The sequence below is a fragment of the Micrococcus luteus genome (genome assembly GCF_022664405.1).
Lineage (GTDB): Bacteria > Actinomycetota > Actinomycetes > Actinomycetales > Micrococcaceae > Micrococcus > Micrococcus luteus.
Genome location: NZ_JAKRLB010000023.1, coordinates 24,257 through 41,953 on the forward strand (window position 1 = coordinate 24,257; position 17,697 = coordinate 41,953).

Below are 17,697 nucleotides of genomic sequence, written 5' to 3' on the forward strand. Positions count from 1 at the left end.
CGACGACGGCGGGGCCGCCCGGGTGGATCCCGGACGGCCCCGCCGTCGTCATGCCGGGGGCGGCGCCCCGCGCCCCGTCAGGGACGGGCCGGCCCGCGGCCCTTGCCGGGGTGCTCCGGGCCGTGGCCCTTGCCCGGGTGGTCACCGCCGTGGCCCGGGGTCGCGCCCACGCAGCGCAGCCACTCGCGCACGGAGTTCGCGGGCTTGCCCGGCACGCCGCGCGGATCGGTCACGCCGTCGCAGGTCTCGCCCGGGGAGGGCTCCGGCTCCGGCTCCGGGGTCGGCTCGGTCACGGGCGCGTCGAGCTGGAGGCCCACCAAGATCGGGTTGTGGTCCGAGGACCGCCACTGGTCCGCGGAGTACAGGTCCTCGGCCACGTAGTTGTGGCGCGAGTACTCCAGGGCCACGGATTCGTTCGCGTTGATCATCCAGATGTCCTGGCCGGTGATCGCCGTCGCCGCCGACGGCGAGGCGTAGATCCCGTCCAGGCTGCCGACGGCGCCGCCGAACGCGTACGAGTACTCGCCCGTGAGCGCGCCCTGCGAGACGTACCCGGCCGCCTCGAGCACGCGGATCGGGTCCTCCTTCTCGTAGGCGTTGAAGTCGCCCATGAGCAGGACGCGGTCGGTGCCGGTCTCGGCCTTCATGCGCTCGGCGAAGGCCACGAGGGCCTCGGCCTGGCCCACGCGGTCCGCGTTGTACGCGCCCTGGCCGTCGCCCGCGTCCACGTTGCCCCCGGTCGCACCGGAGCCGCCCTTGGACTTGAAGTGGTTGGTGATCGCCACGAACTCGGTGCCGGCCGCCCCCTCGGACGTGCCGTCGGCGGCGCGGAACAGCTGCGCCATCGGCTCGCGGGCGTTGTCGAAGTTCGTCTGGTCGTCCAGGATCACCGACTCGCCCACCGGGGTGACCTCGGCCGGCTGGTAGATGAACGCGGAGCGGATGACGTCCTCGTCCGTGAGCGCGGGACGCACGGTCGGGGAGGCCACGTAGGCCCAGCGCTGCTCGCCGGCCTGCGCGTTGAGGGCCTCCACGAGGTGGGCCAGCGCGTGGTCCCGGTCGAGGCCGAACTTCTCGGAGTTCTCGATCTCCTCGAGCGCGACCACCGAGGTGCCGAGGCCGTTGATCGCGGCCGCGATCTTCTCCTGCTGGCGGGCGAACGCCTCGGAGGTGTAGGCGCCGCGCGGCAGGCAGCCGTTCGTGGTGACGGGGTTGCCGGCGCGGTCGCGGTAGGCGCTGCAGCCGGCCACGTCCTGACCCAGGGTCGTGAAGTAGTTGAGCACGTTGAAGCTGCCGACGGTGACGTTGCCGCCGACCGCCTCGGGGGCGGCCTCGGCCGGGCGGGTGTCCTCGATCGTCACGGGCTGGACGGCGGCCGCCGTGGCGTCGGTGAGGTGGCCCAGCGGCTGGAAGGACCACGCGTCGAAGCGCCAGTCGAGGATGACTCCGGTGGTGAACTCCAGGCCCGCGCCCACGCGCACCGGCTGGTCCGCGTCCAGGTACGGCAGCGGATTCTGGTTGCCCGGCGAGCGCATGAAGTTCGTGGTGGCCCCGTCGTCGAGCACGATCAGGCGGCTCGCGTTGTCCGCGGCCACGGCCTGGGCCTCGGCGCCGGGGGCGGCCACCGAGGTCGGGTTGGGCAGGGGCTCGGTGCCGGGCACGATGCCCAGCGAGCCGTACTGGTTCAGGTCGTAGTTGTCCGTCACGGTCCACTCGCCGGTCGGCGCCAGGAGCATGCCCTCCAGGGCCTCGCGGTCGGCCTCGGAGAGCGGGAAGTCGACGGCGGTCGGGGCGACGGCGGCCGGCTCGGCCACCGGCGTCACGCCGCCCGCGCCCACGCGCACCTGGGTGAGGCCGTAGTGCTCGGCGGCCTCGCCGGTCACCTGGACGTGGTCGCCCAGGGCCACGGAGCCCACGGTGTCCGGGGAGTAGACGAACAGGCCGTCCGAGGCGCCGGGGGTGGCGTCCTCGGCGGAGCCGCCCGTGCCCGCGGTCTGGATGTAGTAGCCGTCGTAGCCGCCCGTGGAGTACACGGCGGTGACCACGCCGGTGGTGGTGACCTGCCGGCCGGCGTAGGGGGTGGCCGCGCCGTCGCCCTGGATCTGGGCGATCGTCAGGGCCGGCGCGGGCTCCGGATCCGGCTCGGGCTCCGGGGTCGGCTCGCCGCCGGTGGCGGCGGCGTTGGTCGGGGTGACCTGGTCGGTGACGGCGAAGTCGGCACTGTTGTCGTCCGTGTCCACGCCGTTCGTGCGGGTGAGGGACTTCGGGTCCGCGTTGGCCGAGGGGGCGCCGGCGGCCGCCGTTTCGAAGGTGTTCGTGGCTCCGTAGCCGAGCACGTCCGCGACGCCCGGCACCTGACCGGTCACCACGGAGCCGACCGGCAGGTCCGTCACGGTGCCCGCCTGGCGCGCGAGCACGATCGTGCCCTTGGTGCCCGCGGGGTTGAACGCCCCGCCGGCCACGAGGTCCGCCTCCGGCAGGGCGGCGCCCGCGGTGCCGTTGGAGCCGCCGGAGACCAGGAAGTGGCCCTTCGCGGGCACCGTGCCGGACAGCGCGACCGTGCCCTGGGTCGCGGCCGTGCCGGCGGCGGAGCGGTACTGCAGGGACCAGCCGTCGAGGCTGATCGGCTGGTCGGTGGGGTTGTAGAGCTCCACGAACTTGTGGGTGTACACGGCGTTCGCGGAGCCGCCGTTGGTGTACGCCTCGTTGATGACGAGGGAGTCGCCGGCCGGGCTGGCCTGGGAGGGCAGGGCCACGGCGGGGGCGAGCAGGGCCAGGGCGGCGGTGGTCACCGCGGTGCGCGCGGCGAAGCGGGGCAGGGGGGTCATGTCGTCCTCAGTCTCGATCTCTCTCGATGGGTCAGCGCGGCAGGCCCGCGGCGGTCAGCCAGGCATGGGCGGAGAAGACGGGGTGCGTGGCGGCGCCGCGCTGCACGCCGCGGCCCTTGCCCGGGTGGTCCTCGCCCTTCACGCGGCCCTTGCCCGGGTGGTCGGCGCCCTTGTTATGGCCCTTGCCATGACCCTTGCCCGGGTGGGTCGGGGCGGGCTGCTCCGGCTCGGTGGGGGACGGGGCCGCGGTGACCTCGAGGGCATGGCGCACCACGGTCGTGCTGCCGTCGGCGTAGCGCACGGTCATCACGAGCTCGCCCGTGCCCGCCGCGGCGGGGGCGGTGATCCCGGAGAGCGTGACGGTCTCGGAGCCCGCGGGGACGGCCACGGTGCCCAGGGCGGTCTCGGTGCCGTCGGCCGTGCGGAAGGCGACGTCGACCGCGGTCGCCGCGGGGGCGCCGTCGGAGTCCACCACGAGGTCCCCGAGGGTCAGGCCGACGGCCTGCCCGGCCTCGACCGAGGCGGGGGCGTCGGTGACCGGCACGCCGTTCTTGCCGAAGTCCGGGGCGACGGCGCCGTGGGCCGCGTCCTGGGCGCGGGCGTAGTCCGTGATCGCCTGGGAGTCCAGCAGGCCCATGTTCACGAAGTTCTGGCGGCCGGTCGCGAAGGCGGTGTAGCCGTCGGGGGCCTTGGTCGGGTCCCCGAGCGTCGTCCAGGTGTCGTCGGCCAGGAACGACTGGCTGGCCACCGTGTACATGCGGTCCGCCTGGAGCGGCTCGCCGTCGATCCACACGCCGGTCACCTTGTCCCCCTGCGGGCGGGACTCGTCGTAGGTCCAGGTCAGCTCCTCGGACCAGCCGAGGGTGAACTTGCGCACGTCGTTCCGCCAGTTCTCCTCGAGGGCCAGCTTGATGGAGGAGCCCGGGATGTCGAAGTAGGTGATGGTGTTGCCGAACGGCGCCATGTCGAGCAGCTCGCCCAGGGTGAGGCGACCGACGAGGTCGGCCGGCTTGGCCGGGAACGCGCCGCCGTCGGTGAAGCGGTCCGTCAGCAGCTCGGAGCGCAGGCCGCCGGGGTTGGTCACGCCGAGGTCCACCTCGGGGTTCGCCTGCTCGGCGGCGTGCTTGACGGCGTCGCCCACCCAGGTGCCCAGGGTGGTCTCGGCGGCGCGCGTGCCGCCGGCCTTCCAGGACCCACCGGCGTCGATCAGCTTCTGGTAGTCGGTGGTGATGGAGGCGGACAGGTCGGCCACGACCTCGCCCTGCAGGTCCTCGAAGACCGCGACGGCCTCCTGCTCGATCGCGTACACCTGGGCGGTGACGGGGGATTCCGCGGCGGCCTCGGCGGGGGCCTGCGTGGACCGGGCCAGCAGGCGCGGGGTGAGCCCGGTGACCTCGCCGTCGGCGCCCACGGTCAGCTCGACGGCGGTCAGGTGGCTGCCGGAGGCGCCCGCCTGGATCACGGGGCGGTGGGCGCCGCCGGCCACGGTGTCGTACTGGTAGAGCTGGTGGGTGTGGGCGTTGAAGATGAGGTCCACGGCGGAGGAGGTCTCGCCGACGATGCGGTCGAACTCGGCCCGGGCCGCCCGCTCGGCGGCCAGCTCGCCCGCGCCGGCGGCGCCGTCGTGGTACGAGGCCACGATCACGTCGGCGGCGTCCTGGGCCTCCAGCTCGTCCGCGACCGCGTTCACGGCGGCGACCTCGTCGAGGACCTCGTTGCCCTTCAGGCCCGCGCCGGTGGTGGTCGCGTACAGCTCGTTGGGGGAGGCGCCGATGACCGCGACGCGCACGCCGTCGACGTCGAAGACGGCGTGCGAGGTGAGGACGGGCTCCTTGCTCGTCGGGTCCACCAGGTTGGCGGAGAGCACCGGGAACTGGGCCCGGGACTCCACACGGCCCTGCAGGTCGTCCAGGCCCTTGTCGAACTCGTGGTTGCCGGCGGTCAGCGAGGCCAGGCCGAGCGCGTTCATCACGTCGATCGTCGGGTTGTCCTGCTGCACGTTGGACACGGACTTCGAGCCACCGATCAGGTCGCCGGCGCTGGTCAGCAGCGTGGAGCCGGCGCCGTGCTCGGCCTCGAACGCGGTGCGGTAGTCCTCCACGGTGTCCGCGAACTGCGTGCCGATGTAGTCCGCGGACAGCGCGCCGTGGAAGTCGTTGAAGGACAGGATCGAGATGGTGGTCTCGTCCGCGGCGGCCGTCTCGACGGCCAGGGCGGGCGCCGCGCTCGCGGGCGCGAGGACGAGGACGGTGCAGGCGGCCGTGGTGACGGCACGGCGGCGGAACAGGCTGGGCATGGCTCTCCCCGGGATGCGTGATGACAGAGGTGCGCCGCCGGTGGACGGCGGGGTGACGCGCCGAGTCCACCACATCCAGGTGGCCCCCAGGTGAACGAGAGGCGGCGGGCCGTCCGGCCCGCCGCCTCTCGTCGTGTGCACGCGGATGGTGAGGGATTCGAACCCTCGGCACGGGGTCACCGCACACCGGTTTTCAAGACCGGCTCCTTCGGCCGCTCGGACAACCATCCCGGGCCTGACCGCGACGGCGTGGGCCGCCGCGTCGAGGACCCACTCTAGCCCGTGGCCCGGCGGGCGACCGGTGGCGAGTCCGGCCCCCCGCGCGCGAGGATGGACCCTCGACCCCCGACCAGAGGAGGAGACCCCCATGGACGTCCCCGCACAGATGCGCGCCGTGCGATTCACCGGCGCCGGCGACAACGGCGTCGTCCGCGTGGGCCACGAGCCCGTGCCGGACCCCGGCCCGGGCGAGGTGCTGGTGCACGTGGCCGCCGCGGGTCTCAACCGCGCGGACATCGCGCAGCGCGAGGGCCGCTATCCGCCGCCGCGCGGCGCCTCCGAGATCCCCGGGCTCGAGGTCTCCGGCACCGTGGCGGCGCTGGGACCCGAGGCCGGGATGCCGGGTGAGGGGCGCTTCGCCGTCGGTGACCGGGTGTGCGCGCTCCTGGCCGGCGGGGGCTTCGCCGAGTACGTCGCCGTGCCGGCGGGCCAGCTCATGGCCGTCCCCGACGGCGTCGGCCTCGTCGAGGCGGCGGCCCTGCCGGAGGTCGCCTGCACGGTGCACTCGGCGCTCGTGGGCCGTGCGGGCGTGCAGGCCGGGGACCGGGTGCTCGTGCACGGCGCCACCGGCGGCATCGGCTCCTTCGCCGTCCAGTTCCTCGCCGCGCTCGGTGCACGGGTGCTGGGCACCGCCGGCGGCCCGGAGAAGGTGGCGCTCGGCCGGCGGCTGGGCGCCGAGCACATGTTCGACCACCGCGCCGCCGAGTCCGGTGCCTTCGCCCCGTGGGTCAAGGAGGTCACGGACGGCCACGGCGCGGACGTCATCCTCGACGTCGTCGGCGCCCCGTACCTGGCGCCCAACGTGTCCGCGCTCGCCCCCGAGGGACGCATCGTGACGCTCGCGGTCCAGGGCGGCGCCGTCCCGGAGGACTTCAACATCATGAAGCTGGTGGTCAAGCGCGGCTGGCTCACGGGGGCGACGCTCCGCTCCCGCTCGGTCGTGGACAAGGCCGGGATCGTGGCCGCGGCCGAACGTGCCGTGTGGCCCCTGGTGGCGGCGGGCCGCATCGACGCGAGCGTCGGGGCGTGCTTCCCGCTCGCCGAGGCCGCCGAGGCGTTCGACTGGTTCGACTCCGCCACCCGCACGGGCAAGGTCGTGCTCGTCACCGACCCCGCCGACGCGCGCCGGCCGTCCGGCGACCGCGCATGAGGGGGCCCTTCGCACGCTTCCGTCAGGAGCGTGCCGACGACCGCGAGCTCGGCACGGGGCTGTGGCGCCGTGCCCACGACCGACTCAGCCGGGCCCTGGACCGCTACTGGCAGGTGCTGGAGGGCCAGCGGGGCACGGACGTGCTGAGCCACGAGGAGCGCAACGGCGTGGTCCACGCCGGCAACGTCCTCACGGAACGGCTCCCCGCGGTCCGTGCCCTGTGCGTCCGCCTGCACCGGGACCACGAGGGCGACGGCGAGCACATCCCGGCCGAGGCCGCCGACGTCCACCGTGAGCTCTCCCGCGCCGCACACGAGCTGGCCGCCACCGCCCAGGCCCTCGCCCTGTACCGGCTCGGCCAGGGCTCGGCGGAGTCGGTCGGCCGGCACGCCGAACGCACCCTCGGCCACCTGGACCGGGCGGAGGAGCTGGGAGCCGGGCTCTGACGGCGGCGCGCCCCGGACGGCCGGCCCGAAGACGAGAGGACCCCGCCGCGTGATCACGCGGCGGGGTCCGGGGGAGCCCCCTGCCGGATTCGAACCGGCGACCTGCTCTTTACGAGGGAGCTGCTCTGGCCAGCTGAGCTAAGGAGGCACGGACCGTGAACGGCCACGGCTGACGAGCATACCGGTTTCGCGGCCCCGATTCCACCGCACGGCCGGGCGCGCGGGCCACCGACTGTGGCCCGCGCCTTCCGCAGGCGTTCACCCCCAGGCCACGCCGCGGCCAGACGGGGACGGTTCCCTGGTGGGCACACACCGTCGACGGGAGACGCATGAGCCTGCCCCACGCCCCTCGCACCCCGGCACCCCCCGCCGCGGCCTCGTCAGCCGCGCCCCTCCGCCTGGCCGTGGTGGACATGTCCGGCACGTCCATCGTGGAGCACGGGCTCCAGGACACGGCGTTCGCCCGCACGTTGGACCAGCACGGCGTCCCGGCGGGCACGCCGGAGCACGACGACGCCGCTCGGCGGTTCCGCGCGCTCCGGCCCACCTCGCGCACGGCCGTGTTCCCCCGCGTGTTCGCCGACCGGGCGGTGGCCGCGGCGGCGACCCGCACGTTCGAGGCGGCCTTCGACGCGCTGCTGGCCGAGCACGGCGTCCGGGCCGTCCCGGGCGCGGAGGAGGCGCTCGTCCGCCTGCGCGCCCTCGGCCTCCACGTGTGCCTCTGCACCGGCTACGCCCGCCACACCCAGAACATGATCCTCGAGTCGCTGGGGTGGATGGGCCTGGCGGATCTGAGCCTCTCCCCGGACGACGCCGGCCGCGGCGTCCCCCACCCGGACATGATCCTCACCGCCCTGCTCGGTCTCGACCACGACGACGTCCGCAGCGTCCTCGTGGTCGGGGACACCGCGGAGGACATGACGGCCGGGCGCCGCGCGGGGGCCGGACTCGTGGTCGGCGTGCGCACGGGTCGCGACGCGGACGACGTCCTGCTGGCGGCGGGCGCGGACCGGGTGGTGCCGGGCCTGGCCGACGTGCCGGACCTGGTGGTCCGCACCCGCTGAGCCGGCGCCGGCCCGCCCCGCGCGGCCGCTCAGCGACGTCGCGGGGTGCGCACCCGGCGGGGCAGCAGCGCCAGCATCATGGCTTCGAGGGCCAGCTGCTCCGGCACGTTGGCGGCGATGCGCTCCCGGGCCGTGGTGACGGCGTCGATCCGGGCGAGCACCTCGGCCGAGTCGCCGGCGGTGCCGCGGGCGTACGCCTCGATCTCGTCCCGACGGTGCTCGTTGATGAGCTCGCCGTCGGCCCCCAGCTGCACGCGCAGCACGTCCCGGAACAGGCCCATGACGTCGATCATGGCCCGGTCCAGCGAGTCCCGGACGGCGCGGCGCCGCCGGCGGGTCTGGTCCTCCTCGAGCCGTTTGACGTGGTGGCGGAGCTTGGGCGGGACGGGCTCGCCGGGCTCGAGGCCCAGGGAGCGGCGCAGTGCCTCGAGCTCCTCGGCGTCCCGGGCTTCGGCGGCGGACTCGGCCTCGGCCTTGGACACCTCGGCCAACGTGGCGGCCAGGGCCATCGCGTCGGAGACGGCGGTGGCCTGGAGCGGCAGGGAGAGGATGCGCTCGCGGCGTTCGAGGGCCTCCGGGTCCCGCGCGAGGCGGCGGGCCATGCCCACGTGCGACTGGGAGATCCGGGCGGTGGTGAGCGCCGTCTCGCGGTCCAGCCCGTCGCGGCGGTGCAGCAGCTCCGCCACCTGCTCCACGGCGGGGATGCTCAGCGTGATCAGCCGGCAGCGGGAGCGGACGGTGGGGAGCACGTCCGCGGGGGACGGGGTGCACAGCATCCAGATCGTGCGGGCCGGCGGCTCCTCGATGGCCTTGAGGAGCACGTTCGTGGCGCGCTCCGTCATGCGGTCCGCGTCCTCCATGAGGAAGATCCGCCAGCGCCCGGTGGCGGGGGTGGACTGGCCGGCCTCCACGAGGGCGCGGACGTCCTCGATCCGATAGCTCACCGCCTCGGTGGCCAGCACGGTCACGTCCGGGTGGGTGCCGCCGAGGACGGTGCGGCACGCGTGGCACTCGCCGCAGCCGCGCGCCGCCGGGTCCGCGACCTCGCACTGCAGGGCCGCGGCGAACGCACGCGCCGCCGTCGACCGGCCGGAGCCGGGCGGGCCCGTGAACATCCAGGCGTGGGTGGGACGGTCCTCGGCCGCGGCGCGGCGCAGCTGGGCCACCGCGGCCTCCTGGCCCGCGAGGTCCGCGAACACGGCGGGGGCGGGGGCCGTCATCGGTCGGCCGCCTGGGCGGTGACGCGGGCCAGCGCGCGGGCGGTGAGCTCCTGCGGCGGCAGCGCGCCGTCGAGCACGAGGTACCGCTCGGGCGCGGCCGCCGCGCGCGCGAGGAAGGCGGCGCGCAGGGCCTCGTGCCGGTCCGCCGTCTCCCGCTCCATGCGGTCGGGGGTGCCCTCGCCCCCCGCCGCGCGCCGGTCACGCCGGTCCGCGGCGGTGGCCGCGTCCACGTCGATCAGCACCGTCAGATCGGGGACGAGGCCGTCCGTGGCCCACTCGTTCAGGGCGGCGATCCGCGCCTCGCCCAGCCCGCGCGCCGCGCCCTGGTAGGCCACGGACGAGTCCACATACCGGTCCGTGACGACGACGGCGCCCCGGGCCAGCGCGGGGCGCAGCGTGCGGACGGCGTGGGCGGACCGGGCCGCGGCGAACAGCAGCGCCTCGGTGCGGGGGTCCACGGGGGCGTGCCCGGGGTCCAGCAGCAGCTCTCGCAGCGTCTCGCCCAGGTCCGAGCCGCCGGGCTCGCGCGTGAGCACCACCTCGTGGCCCGCGGCGCGCAGGGCCTCGGTCAGGGCGCGGACCTGGGTGGACTTGCCGGATCCGTCCGGTCCCTCGACGGCGACGAACAGGCCGCGATGCTCGGTCTGGGTGCTCACGCCTCGAGCCTAGACGCCGCCCCGGACGGGGAGGGAACCCGGCCGGGCCGACCGCCTAGACTGACCGGCATGAGCGCCCCCATGCACTTCGCCCTGCTCGTCGACCACTGGCTGTTCCGCGTCCTGGCGATCGCCGCGCTCGGGCTCGAGGTCTGGGCGCTGGTGGACGTCGTCCGGCGCCGCCCCGACGACTTCGCCCGCATCGGGGGCCGGGACAGGAGCTTCTGGCTGATCCTCACCGGCGTCGCCGCCGTCGTCGGGCTCCTCGGCGTGCTCGCCGGCGGCGGGATGGGCATGTTCGGCCTCGTGGCCGCGTGCGTGGCGTGCGTCTACCTCGCCGGCCCCCGCCAGGACATGGGCCCGGCCCTGCGCCGCTGAGGGTCCCGCGCCGTCGGCGCCGCCCTCATGACGACGGCGCCACCGCCGCCCAGCGCACGCTCAGCTCCCCGCGCCGCCACTGGTGCGGGCCGCCCAGCACGGGCCAGCCCGCCGCGCGGAGCGTGCCGACCGTCGCCAGCCACCGCTGCCGCGTCCCGTAGGCCGCGAGCGGGGCGTGCGCGGCCCACGCGGCGTCGGCCTCCGCCAGGAGCCGATGGACGGGCTCGCCGGGCACGTGCCGGTGGATGAGGACCTTCGGCAGGCGCGCCGCCACGTCCGAGGGGCGGGCGAAGGACCCCAGCCTGAGGGCCACGGTCAGGCTCGCGGGCCCGTCCCGACGCAGGTCCACCCAGGCCGCCCGCCGGCCGTCCTCGGAGCAGGTGCCCTCCACGAGGACGCCGTCGTCGGCGAGCCCCGCGCACAGCAGGGACCAGATCGCGGGCACGTCCTCCTCCCGGTACTGGCGCAGCACGTTGAACGCGCGCACCACGGTGGGCGGCCGCGGCACGGGCAGCTCGAAGCCGCCGACCGCCCAGGTGACCCCCGGCAGGCCGCCGGCCCGCTCCCGCGCCCGGGCCACCCGAGCGGGGTCGATCTCGAGGCCCACCAGCTCGAGGGCCGGGTTCTGCACGCGCAGCCGCTGGGCCATCTCGACGGCGGTCACCGGCTCCGCGCCGAAGCCCAGGTCCACGGCCAGCGGGCGGGGAGTGCGCCGCAGCAGGGGGCCGTGCACGTCCGTGAGCCAGCGGTCCACCCGGCGCATCCGCTGCGCCGCCGTCGTGCCGCGGGTGATGTGGCCCTGCGGGCCCCGTGCCGGGACTGGGCCGGGCGTCGTGCGCGCGCGCAGCCGCCGGGCCTTCTCCACCATGGGCTCCAGCGTAGGGGAGCGGCGGGACGGGTCCGCCTAGGATGGTGACATGGCGAACACCACGTACACGCTGGTCCTGCTGCGGCACGGTCAGAGCGAATGGAACGAGAAGAACCTGTTCACCGGCTGGGTGGACGTCCCGCTGACCGAGAAGGGGCGCGCCGAGGCCGCCCGCGGCGGTGAGCTGCTGGAGGCGGAGGGCATCCGCCCGGACGTGGTCCACACGTCCCTGCTCAAGCGCGCCATCACCACGGCCAACCTGGCCCTCGAGGCCGCGGACCGCCAGTGGATCCCGGTCAAGCGCAGCTGGCGCCTGAACGAGCGCCACTACGGCGCCCTGCAGGGCAAGGACAAGGCCCAGGTGAAGGAGGAGTTCGGCGAGGAGCAGTTCATGGTCTGGCGCCGGTCCTTCGACACCCCGCCGCCCGCCCTGGACGACGACTCCGAGTTCTCCCAGATCGGCGACGAGCGCTACGCGGACCTGGGCAAGGACGCCCCCCGCACCGAGGCCCTCAAGCAGGTCATCGACCGCCTGCTGCCCTACTGGGAGGAGCAGATCCTGCCCGACCTCAAGGCCGGCAAGACCGTGCTGATCGCCGCGCACGGCAACTCGCTGCGCGCCCTGGTCAAGCACCTGGACGGCATCTCGGACGAGGACATCGCGGGCCTGAACATCCCGACGGGCATCCCGCTGGTCTACGAGCTGGACCAGAACTTCAAGCCGATCACCGCGAACGGCCGCTACCTCGACCCGGAGGCCGCCGCCGCCGGCGCCGCCGCCGTGGCCGCCCAGGGCTCCGCGCACTGACGCGTCCGACGACGACGGGCCGGGACCCCGCCGGGGGCCCGGCCCGTGGCGTCGGGGACGGTCAGGAGCCGGTGGCGTCCGGGCGGTGGGTCGCCCACTCGCCCGTGACGAGGTAGCGCACCTTGGCGGCCACGGACAGGCCGTGGTCCGTGAACCGCTCGAGGTAGCGCGAGGCCAGCGTGACGTCCGTGGTGGTGGCCGGCGTCGCGCTCCAGTCCGGGGCGGCGATCGCGCGGAAGACGGACAGGTGCAGCGCGTTGACGTCCTCGTTGAGGGCGTCGATCCGGTCCCCGTGCGCCAGGTCCTGGGTCTCGAGCAGCAGGACGACCTCCTCGGCCACCTCCACGGCGGCGTCGCACATCGCGGTGATCACGGTCCGGACCTGTTCCGGGATGACGTGCTCGGGGTAGCGCAGCCGGGTCAGCTGGGCCACGTGGCGGGCGAGGTCGCCCATGCGCTCGAGCGAGGAGCTCATCCGCAGCGTGGCGACGACGGTGCGCAGGTCCGTGGCCACGGGCGCCTGCAGCGCCAGGATGCGCACGGCCTGCTCGTCGAGGGACTCCTGCAGCTGGTCGATCCGCGCGTCCTCCGAGATGACCCGTTCGGCGCCGTGCACGTCGGCCGCCTCGAGGGCGGCCTGCGCGTCCATCATGGCGCGGTGCACGAGGCGGGCGATCTCGGTCAGGTCGCGGCCCAGCCGTTCGAGGTCGGCTCGGTAGAGCTCGCGCATGGTCTCCTCTCCCCGGCGACGCCCGTGCGCCGCCGACCCCGACTCCCCGGGGCAACGGTCCACCCTGGCAGGGCAAGATGAACGGCCCATGAACGCCGATCGTCCGGCGTCTGGCGGGGCCGGGGCAGCCCGTCTCCGGGCCGCCAGAGGCTAGTCTGGTGCCGTGGATCCCGTCATCATCGGCCTGCTGTGCGGAGCGGTCGGACTGTTCACCGGAGTGGCCTCCATGCTGGCCTTCCGGGCGTCCGAGCGCTCGCGGACGGTGGACCTGACGGTCGGCGAACCCACCCTGGCGCCGGGCGCCGCCGAGGTCCTCTCCGTGGTCGGCCGCGCGTACGCGGTGGTGGACGACGTCGACGGCGTGGTGCGCGCGAACCCCGCGGCCTACGCCCTGGGCCTGGTGCGGGGGCACTCGCTCGTCCAGGACCAGCTGCGGGAGCTCACGCGGACCGTGCGGGCCGACGGCGTCATCGTCGAGCGCCGCATGGAGCTGCCCCGAGGACCCCTCGGGCAGTCGAGCCTCGTCGTCGAGCTGCGCGTGGCCCCGCTGGACGAGGAGTACATCCTGATCCTCGCCGACGACCGCACGGACGTGACCCGCACCGAGGCCATGCGCCACGACTTCGTCGTCAACGTCTCGCACGAGCTCAAGACGCCGGTGGGCGCCATCTCCCTGCTCTCCGAGGCCATCGGCGACGCCGCGGAGGACGAGGAGGCGGTGCGTCGCTTCGCCGCACGGCTGGGCGTCGAGTCCCGCCGGCTCACGGCCCTCGTGCAGGACATCATCGAGTTCTCCCGGCTGCAGGCCAAGGACGTGGTCCAGGACGGAGGGCCCGTGGACCTCAACGCCGTCGTCGCGGACGCCGTGGACCGCCTGCGCCTGACCGCCGAGGACCGCGGCATCGCGCTGCGCGTGGGCGGCCGCGTGGACGCGGTGGTGCACGGGGACCAGGACCAGCTGATGACCGCGGTGCGCAACCTGGTGGACAACGCGGTGCGCTACTCCCCGGAGGGCACCACGGTGGGCATCGGCCTGAGCTCCGTGGACGGGCTCGCGCAGGTCACCGTCACGGACCAGGGCATCGGCATCAGCCCGGAGGAGCAGGAGCGGGTCTTCGAACGCTTCTACCGCGTGGACGCGGCGCGGTCGCGTCAGACGGGCGGCACGGGCCTGGGGCTGAGCATCGTCAAGCACGTCGTCATCAACCACGGAGGGGAGGTCACCCTCTGGTCCCAGCCGGGCCGCGGGTCGACCTTCACCATCCGCCTGCCCGAGTGGGGGGACGGTGTCGCCGTCGACGGCGCGCCGGGTGCCGCCCACGTCACCGAGCGGCGCGGTCACCGGGTGACCGCCTCGGCCGCACCCCCGACCCGGAAGGAGACGAGCGCATGAGCCGCATTCTGATCGTGGAGGACGAGGAGTCGTTCAGCGACCCCCTGTCCTACCTCCTGGAGAAGGAGGGGTTCGAGGTCACCGTCGCCGCCGACGGCAACGAGGCGCTGAGCGTCTTCGAGCGCGACAGCGCGGACCTGATCCTCCTGGACCTGATGCTCCCGGGGATGTCCGGCACCGAGGTGTGTCGTCAGGTGCGCCAGCGCTCCAACGTCCCCGTGATCATGCTGACCGCGAAGGACTCGGAGATCGACAAGGTCGTCGGCCTCGAGCTCGGGGCGGACGACTACGTGACCAAGCCGTACTCCTCGCGTGAGCTGGTGGCCCGCGTCCGCGCCGTGCTGCGCCGTCAGGGGGACCAGGAGGAGCCGATGTCGGCGACCATCAGCGCCGGCCCCGTGCGCATGGACGTCGAGCGGCACGTCGTCTCCGTGGACGGCGAGCAGGTGTCCCTGCCGCTCAAGGAGTTCGAGCTGCTGGAGATGCTGCTGCGCAACGCCGGGCGCGTGCTCACCCGCGGCCAGCTGATCGACCGCGTGTGGGGCTCCGACTACGTGGGGGACACCAAGACCCTCGACGTGCACGTGAAGCGCCTGCGCTCCAAGATCGAGCCCGATCCCTCGAGCCCCCGCTACCTCGTCACGGTGCGCGGCCTGGGCTACAAGTTCGAGGCCTGACCGGCGCGCTGCACCCGGGACGACGACGGCCCCGGCTCCACCTCGCGGTGGGGCCGGGGCCGTGGCGTGCCGGGCGCAGGCCCGGCGGAGGTCAGTGCTCCTCGCCGTAGTGGTGGGTCTCCTCGTGGAGGTGCCCGACGAGATCCTCCTCCGAGGGCTCGACTCCCTCGGGGAGCAGGTCACGGTACTGCTCCTGGGTGGCGCTCAGCAGCGGGACGGCCAGGTCGGCGGTGCCGCCGTTGCCGGAGACGGTCACGGGCAGGTTCTCGCCGACCCACACGCCCTCGCGCTCCAGGACGGTTGTGTTCGCCTCGTCCTCGAGCTTGCGGCTCTCGCCGGCGGGGACCTTCAGGGTCGCGGAGCCGCCGCCCTCGGCCTGGAAGGTGTAGGTCTGATCCTGGCCGGAGGTGTTCTCCACGGTGCCGATCAGGCGGGCGGGGCCCGACTCGCCGTCGCCGACGAGGGCGAGGTTGCGGTAGCTCAGGAAGTCCTGCTCCTGGCCGTTGATGCCGTCCGAGGGGGAGTACTGGATGGCGGTGGCGATCGGGCTCACGGCGGAGCAGCCGGTGGCGCCCAGCAGGGCGACCGCGGCCAGCGCACCTGCGGCGAGGTGGCGCCGGGCGGGCCGGGATGCGTTCTTCACAGAGGTCTCCTCAGGTGCGATGACGTGCTCAGGAGCCCCGAGGCAGGGGTCCTGCCAGGTCAGGCTACCGCATCCCGGGACGCCGGCCGGCCCGTGGCGCCGGGTCGTCCACTATCACATCCGGAGGCCGACGATGTGACGGCGCGCGCGGCATGACGAGGCCGCATGATAGAATGAGACGACTGAAAGGGGCACAACAACATGGTTTTTGAGGTCGGAGAGACCGTCGTCTACCCCCATCACGGTGCTGCGCGGATCGAGGAGATCAAGATGCGCACCATCAAGGGGGAGGAGAAGATGTACCTCAAGCTCAAGGTGGCGCAGGGAGACCTGACCATCGAGGTCCCTGCGGAGAACGTCGACCTCGTCGGCGTGCGTGACGTCGTGGATGCGGAGGGGCTCGAGCACGTCATGGAGGTCCTGCGCGCCGAGCACGTGGAGGAGCCCACCAACTGGTCCCGCCGCTACAAGGCGAACCTGGAGAAGCTCGCCAGCGGCGACGTCAACAAGGTGGCCGAGGTCGTCCGTGACCTGTGGCGCCGCGACCAGGACCGCGGCCTGTCCGCCGGCGAGAAGCGCATGCTCGCGAAGGCCCGCCAGGTGCTCGTGTCCGAGCTGGCGCTGGCCAAGAAGGTCACCGAGGAGGAGGCCGAGGGCCGCCTGGACAAGGTGCTCGAGGGCTGACGAGCAGCACACGACAGGGGAGGGGCCCGCGTCCACGACGCGGGCCCCTCCCCTGTCTCGTCCCCGGCCACGGCCGTCGCCGCCATGGGGGTCCCGGGCCACGGACCCCGGCGCGCTCCCTAGGATGAGGCCATGCCCACCGCCCTCGTGATCGCCGCCGCCGGCGCCGGCACCCGCCTCGGCGCCGGGCTGCCCAAGGCCCTCGCCCCCCTCGCGGACGGCCGCACCCTCCTGCACCACTGCCTGGCCTCCGTCGCCGCCGCGCGCGCCGCCGGGCTCGCCCTGGACGCCGTCGTGGTGCTCACCCCGCCGGTGGAGGCCGACGCCGGCCGCGTGGCCGCCGAGGTCGACGCCGGCCCGCACCTGGACGTGCCCGTGCACTGCGTGCCCGGCGGCGCCGAGCGCGCGGACTCGGTCCGCGCCGGACTCGCCGCGGCCGCCCGCGCTCTGGCCGACCTCGCCCCGGCGGGGGCGCCCCGCCGCGTCCTCGTCCACGACGCGGCCCGCGCGCTGACCCCGCCGAGCGTGTTCGGGGCCGTGACGGCGGCGCTCGGGACCGGCGCGGTCGCCGCGGTCCCGGGCCTGCCCCTGACGGACACCGTCAAGCAGGTCACCCCCGGCCGGGGCGGCGTCGACGTCGTCGCGGCCACGCCGGCCCGCGCCGGCCTGCGCGCGATCCAGACGCCGCAGGGCTTCGACCTGGACACCCTGCTGGCGGCCCACGAGGCCGTGCGCACGGACCCCACGCTCGACGCCGCGGCGCTCACCGACGACGCGATGGTCATGGAGGCCGCGGGGCACGAGGTCGTGGTGGTGCCCGGCGACCCGGCCGCGTTCAAGGTCACCGCCCCCGCCGACCTCGACCTCGCCCGCCTCGAACTCGCCCGCCGCATCCCCCAGGAGGAGACTCCCATGGACCAGCCCGCCCGCCCCGCCGCGGCCGCCCCCCTGCCGCGCGTGGGGATCGGCACCGACGTGCACGCGTGGGCACCCGAGGATGCCCCCCGGCCCCTGTGGCTCGGCGGCATCCACTGGCCCGGCGAGCGTGGCGTGGCCGCGACCTCGGACGGGGACGTGGCCGCCCACGCGGCGTGCAACGCCCTGCTCTCCGCCGCCGGCCTCGGCGACCTCGGGGCCGTGTTCGGCGTCGACCGGCCGGAGATGGCGGACGCCTCCGGCGCGGACATGCTCCGCGAGGTGCTGCGCCTGCTGACGGAGGCGGGCGTCGCCGTCGGGAACGTGGCGGTCCAGGTGGTCGCCCCCCGGCCCAAGGTGGGCGCGCGCCGCGCGGAGATGGAGGCCGCCCTCTCCGCCGCCCTCGGCGGGGCCCCCGTGTCCGTCTCCGCCGCCACCACGGACCGGCTGGGGTTCATCGGGCGCAGGGAGGGGCTGGTCGGGATCGCGACCGCGCTCGTCGTCCCCGCGGCCTGAGCCCGCGTCGGCGCACCGACTAGGTGTTGTGGGTCATGAGGTTCTTGACATGGGTACCGGGCTGAGATGAGACGAGTGGGCCTCTCCCGCAGGATGGAAGTTCCTACACCACCGACCTGCCCGAGAAGACCCACTCATGACTCACG

16 protein-coding genes and 2 tRNA genes are annotated in these 17,697 nt (G+C 74.7%); 9 read left to right on the forward strand and 9 right to left on the reverse strand.

All coding sequences use genetic code 11. The features are described 5' to 3' along the window. Positions 1 to 77: 77 nt before the first annotated feature. The 3 genes from MF605_RS10150 to MF605_RS10160 all read right to left on the reverse strand — a co-directional run bounded on the left by MF605_RS10150 (position 78) and on the right by MF605_RS10160 (position 5,354). Positions 78 to 2,828: an ExeM/NucH family extracellular endonuclease gene (locus MF605_RS10150; protein ID WP_208857703.1), complete on the reverse strand. Its 2,751-nt coding sequence runs from the start codon at positions 2,826 to 2,828 to the stop codon at positions 78 to 80. 31 nt (positions 2,829 to 2,859) lie between these two features. After that, a complete protein-coding gene (locus MF605_RS10155; RefSeq protein WP_134415929.1) occupies positions 2,860 to 5,124 on the reverse strand; it encodes a bifunctional metallophosphatase/5'-nucleotidase in 2,265 nt (754 codons plus the stop codon). Between the two features lie 142 nt (positions 5,125 to 5,266). After that, positions 5,267 to 5,354, reverse strand: a tRNA-Ser gene (locus MF605_RS10160). A 137-nt stretch (positions 5,355 to 5,491) separates the two neighbouring features. Between MF605_RS10160 and MF605_RS10165 the strand changes: the two genes are divergently transcribed. Continuing rightward, positions 5,492 to 6,553 carry an NAD(P)H-quinone oxidoreductase gene (locus MF605_RS10165; protein ID WP_081097720.1) on the forward strand — a complete coding sequence of 354 codons (1,062 nt, stop codon included), beginning with the start codon at positions 5,492 to 5,494 and terminating at the stop codon, positions 6,551 to 6,553. After that, complete coding sequence (locus tag MF605_RS10170) at positions 6,550 to 6,999, forward strand: hypothetical protein (protein ID WP_044658507.1); 450 nt, start codon at positions 6,550 to 6,552, stop codon at positions 6,997 to 6,999. Before MF605_RS10165 ends, MF605_RS10170 begins: the two co-directional genes overlap by 4 nt. 74 nt (positions 7,000 to 7,073) lie before the next feature. On the opposite strand, the gene MF605_RS10175 is transcribed toward MF605_RS10170, so the two are convergent. Further along, positions 7,074 to 7,147 (reverse strand) — tRNA-Thr (locus tag MF605_RS10175). 181 nt (positions 7,148 to 7,328) lie between these two features. On the opposite strand from MF605_RS10175, the gene MF605_RS10180 reads away from it, so the two are divergent. After that, positions 7,329 to 8,063, forward strand: a complete 735-nt coding sequence (locus MF605_RS10180; protein ID WP_044658508.1) for an HAD family hydrolase — start codon at positions 7,329 to 7,331, stop codon at positions 8,061 to 8,063. Positions 8,064 to 8,092: 29 nt separating this feature from the next. On the opposite strand, the gene MF605_RS10185 is transcribed toward MF605_RS10180, so the two are convergent. Together MF605_RS10185 and tmk are read right to left on the reverse strand one after the other, a co-directional pair. Next, positions 8,093 to 9,283 carry a DNA polymerase III subunit delta' gene (locus MF605_RS10185; RefSeq protein WP_036384674.1) on the reverse strand — a complete coding sequence of 397 codons (1,191 nt, stop codon included), beginning with the start codon at positions 9,281 to 9,283 and terminating at the stop codon, positions 8,093 to 8,095. Then, positions 9,280 to 9,939 (reverse strand): dTMP kinase, encoded by a 660-nt coding sequence (gene tmk / locus MF605_RS10190; RefSeq protein ID WP_134415927.1) that lies wholly within the window; start codon positions 9,937 to 9,939, stop codon positions 9,280 to 9,282. The genes MF605_RS10185 and tmk overlap by 4 nt, the downstream gene beginning before the upstream one ends. Positions 9,940 to 10,020: 81 nt before the next feature. On the opposite strand from tmk, the gene MF605_RS10195 reads away from it, so the two are divergent. Then, positions 10,021 to 10,317 carry a DUF2516 family protein gene (locus tag MF605_RS10195; RefSeq protein WP_036384680.1) on the forward strand — a complete coding sequence of 99 codons (297 nt, stop codon included), beginning with the start codon at positions 10,021 to 10,023 and terminating at the stop codon, positions 10,315 to 10,317. Positions 10,318 to 10,342: 25 nt separating this feature from the next. On the opposite strand, the gene MF605_RS10200 is transcribed toward MF605_RS10195, so the two are convergent. Continuing rightward, complete coding sequence (locus MF605_RS10200; protein ID WP_060974309.1) at positions 10,343 to 11,185, reverse strand: hypothetical protein; 843 nt, start codon at positions 11,183 to 11,185, stop codon at positions 10,343 to 10,345. 49 nt (positions 11,186 to 11,234) lie between these two features. Between MF605_RS10200 and MF605_RS10205 the strand changes: the two genes are divergently transcribed. After that, positions 11,235 to 11,993, forward strand: coding sequence for a phosphoglyceromutase (locus MF605_RS10205; RefSeq protein ID WP_063189350.1), 759 nt, complete (start codon positions 11,235 to 11,237; stop codon positions 11,991 to 11,993). Positions 11,994 to 12,054: 61 nt separating this feature from the next. Here MF605_RS10205 and phoU read toward each other — a convergent pair whose 3' ends face one another. Next, entirely contained in the window at positions 12,055 to 12,723 is a 669-nt protein-coding gene (gene phoU / locus MF605_RS10210) for a phosphate signaling complex protein PhoU (RefSeq protein ID WP_036316039.1), read from the reverse strand. Positions 12,724 to 12,886: 163 nt separating this feature from the next. On the opposite strand from phoU, the gene MF605_RS10215 reads away from it, so the two are divergent. Together MF605_RS10215 and MF605_RS10220 are read left to right on the forward strand one after the other, a co-directional pair. Next, positions 12,887 to 14,116: a sensor histidine kinase gene (locus MF605_RS10215; protein ID WP_036316036.1), complete on the forward strand. Its 1,230-nt coding sequence runs from the start codon at positions 12,887 to 12,889 to the stop codon at positions 14,114 to 14,116. Continuing rightward, a complete protein-coding gene (locus tag MF605_RS10220) occupies positions 14,113 to 14,793 on the forward strand; it encodes a response regulator (protein WP_041104721.1) in 681 nt (226 codons plus the stop codon). Before MF605_RS10215 ends, MF605_RS10220 begins: the two co-directional genes overlap by 4 nt. Before the next feature lie 91 nt (positions 14,794 to 14,884). Here the strand turns inward: MF605_RS10220 and MF605_RS10225 are convergent, their stop codons facing one another. Then, positions 14,885 to 15,436 (reverse strand): hypothetical protein, encoded by a 552-nt coding sequence (locus MF605_RS10225; protein WP_036384688.1) that lies wholly within the window; start codon positions 15,434 to 15,436, stop codon positions 14,885 to 14,887. Positions 15,437 to 15,637: 201 nt separating this feature from the next. Between MF605_RS10225 and MF605_RS10230 the strand changes: the two genes are divergently transcribed. Both MF605_RS10230 and ispF read left to right on the forward strand, forming a co-directional pair. Further along, positions 15,638 to 16,120 (forward strand): CarD family transcriptional regulator, encoded by a 483-nt coding sequence (locus tag MF605_RS10230; RefSeq protein ID WP_036384689.1) that lies wholly within the window; start codon positions 15,638 to 15,640, stop codon positions 16,118 to 16,120. 132 nt (positions 16,121 to 16,252) lie between these two features. After that, the gene (ispF, locus tag MF605_RS10235; RefSeq protein WP_134415925.1) at positions 16,253 to 17,551 is read left to right on the forward strand and encodes a 2-C-methyl-D-erythritol 2,4-cyclodiphosphate synthase; all 1,299 of its coding nucleotides are present in this window, start codon (positions 16,253 to 16,255) and stop codon (positions 17,549 to 17,551) included. Positions 17,552 to 17,697 lie beyond the last annotated feature (146 nt).

What these genes read in the sequence shown, in the direction of transcription:
- MF605_RS10230 (WP_036384689.1), top strand. Translation starts at nt 15,638, where the DNA reads ATGGTTTTTGAGGTCGGAGAGACCGTCGTCTACCCCCATCACGGTGCT.
- MF605_RS10185 (WP_036384674.1), bottom strand. Translation starts at nt 9,283, where the DNA reads ATGACGGCCCCCGCCCCCGCCGTGTTCGCGGACCTCGCGGGCCAGGAG.
- MF605_RS10200 (WP_060974309.1), bottom strand. Translation starts at nt 11,185, where the DNA reads ATGGTGGAGAAGGCCCGGCGGCTGCGCGCGCGCACGACGCCCGGCCCA.
- MF605_RS10155 (WP_134415929.1), bottom strand. Translation starts at nt 5,124, where the DNA reads ATGCCCAGCCTGTTCCGCCGCCGTGCCGTCACCACGGCCGCCTGCACC.
- MF605_RS10170 (WP_044658507.1), top strand. Translation starts at nt 6,550, where the DNA reads ATGAGGGGGCCCTTCGCACGCTTCCGTCAGGAGCGTGCCGACGACCGC.
- MF605_RS10165 (WP_081097720.1), top strand. Translation starts at nt 5,492, where the DNA reads ATGGACGTCCCCGCACAGATGCGCGCCGTGCGATTCACCGGCGCCGGC.
- MF605_RS10150 (WP_208857703.1), bottom strand. Translation starts at nt 2,828, where the DNA reads ATGACCCCCCTGCCCCGCTTCGCCGCGCGCACCGCGGTGACCACCGCC.
- ispF (WP_134415925.1), top strand. Translation starts at nt 16,253, where the DNA reads ATGCCCACCGCCCTCGTGATCGCCGCCGCCGGCGCCGGCACCCGCCTC.
- MF605_RS10180 (WP_044658508.1), top strand. Translation starts at nt 7,329, where the DNA reads ATGAGCCTGCCCCACGCCCCTCGCACCCCGGCACCCCCCGCCGCGGCC.
- MF605_RS10205 (WP_063189350.1), top strand. Translation starts at nt 11,235, where the DNA reads ATGGCGAACACCACGTACACGCTGGTCCTGCTGCGGCACGGTCAGAGC.
- phoU (WP_036316039.1), bottom strand. Translation starts at nt 12,723, where the DNA reads ATGCGCGAGCTCTACCGAGCCGACCTCGAACGGCTGGGCCGCGACCTG.
- MF605_RS10195 (WP_036384680.1), top strand. Translation starts at nt 10,021, where the DNA reads ATGCACTTCGCCCTGCTCGTCGACCACTGGCTGTTCCGCGTCCTGGCG.
- MF605_RS10220 (WP_041104721.1), top strand. Translation starts at nt 14,113, where the DNA reads ATGAGCCGCATTCTGATCGTGGAGGACGAGGAGTCGTTCAGCGACCCC.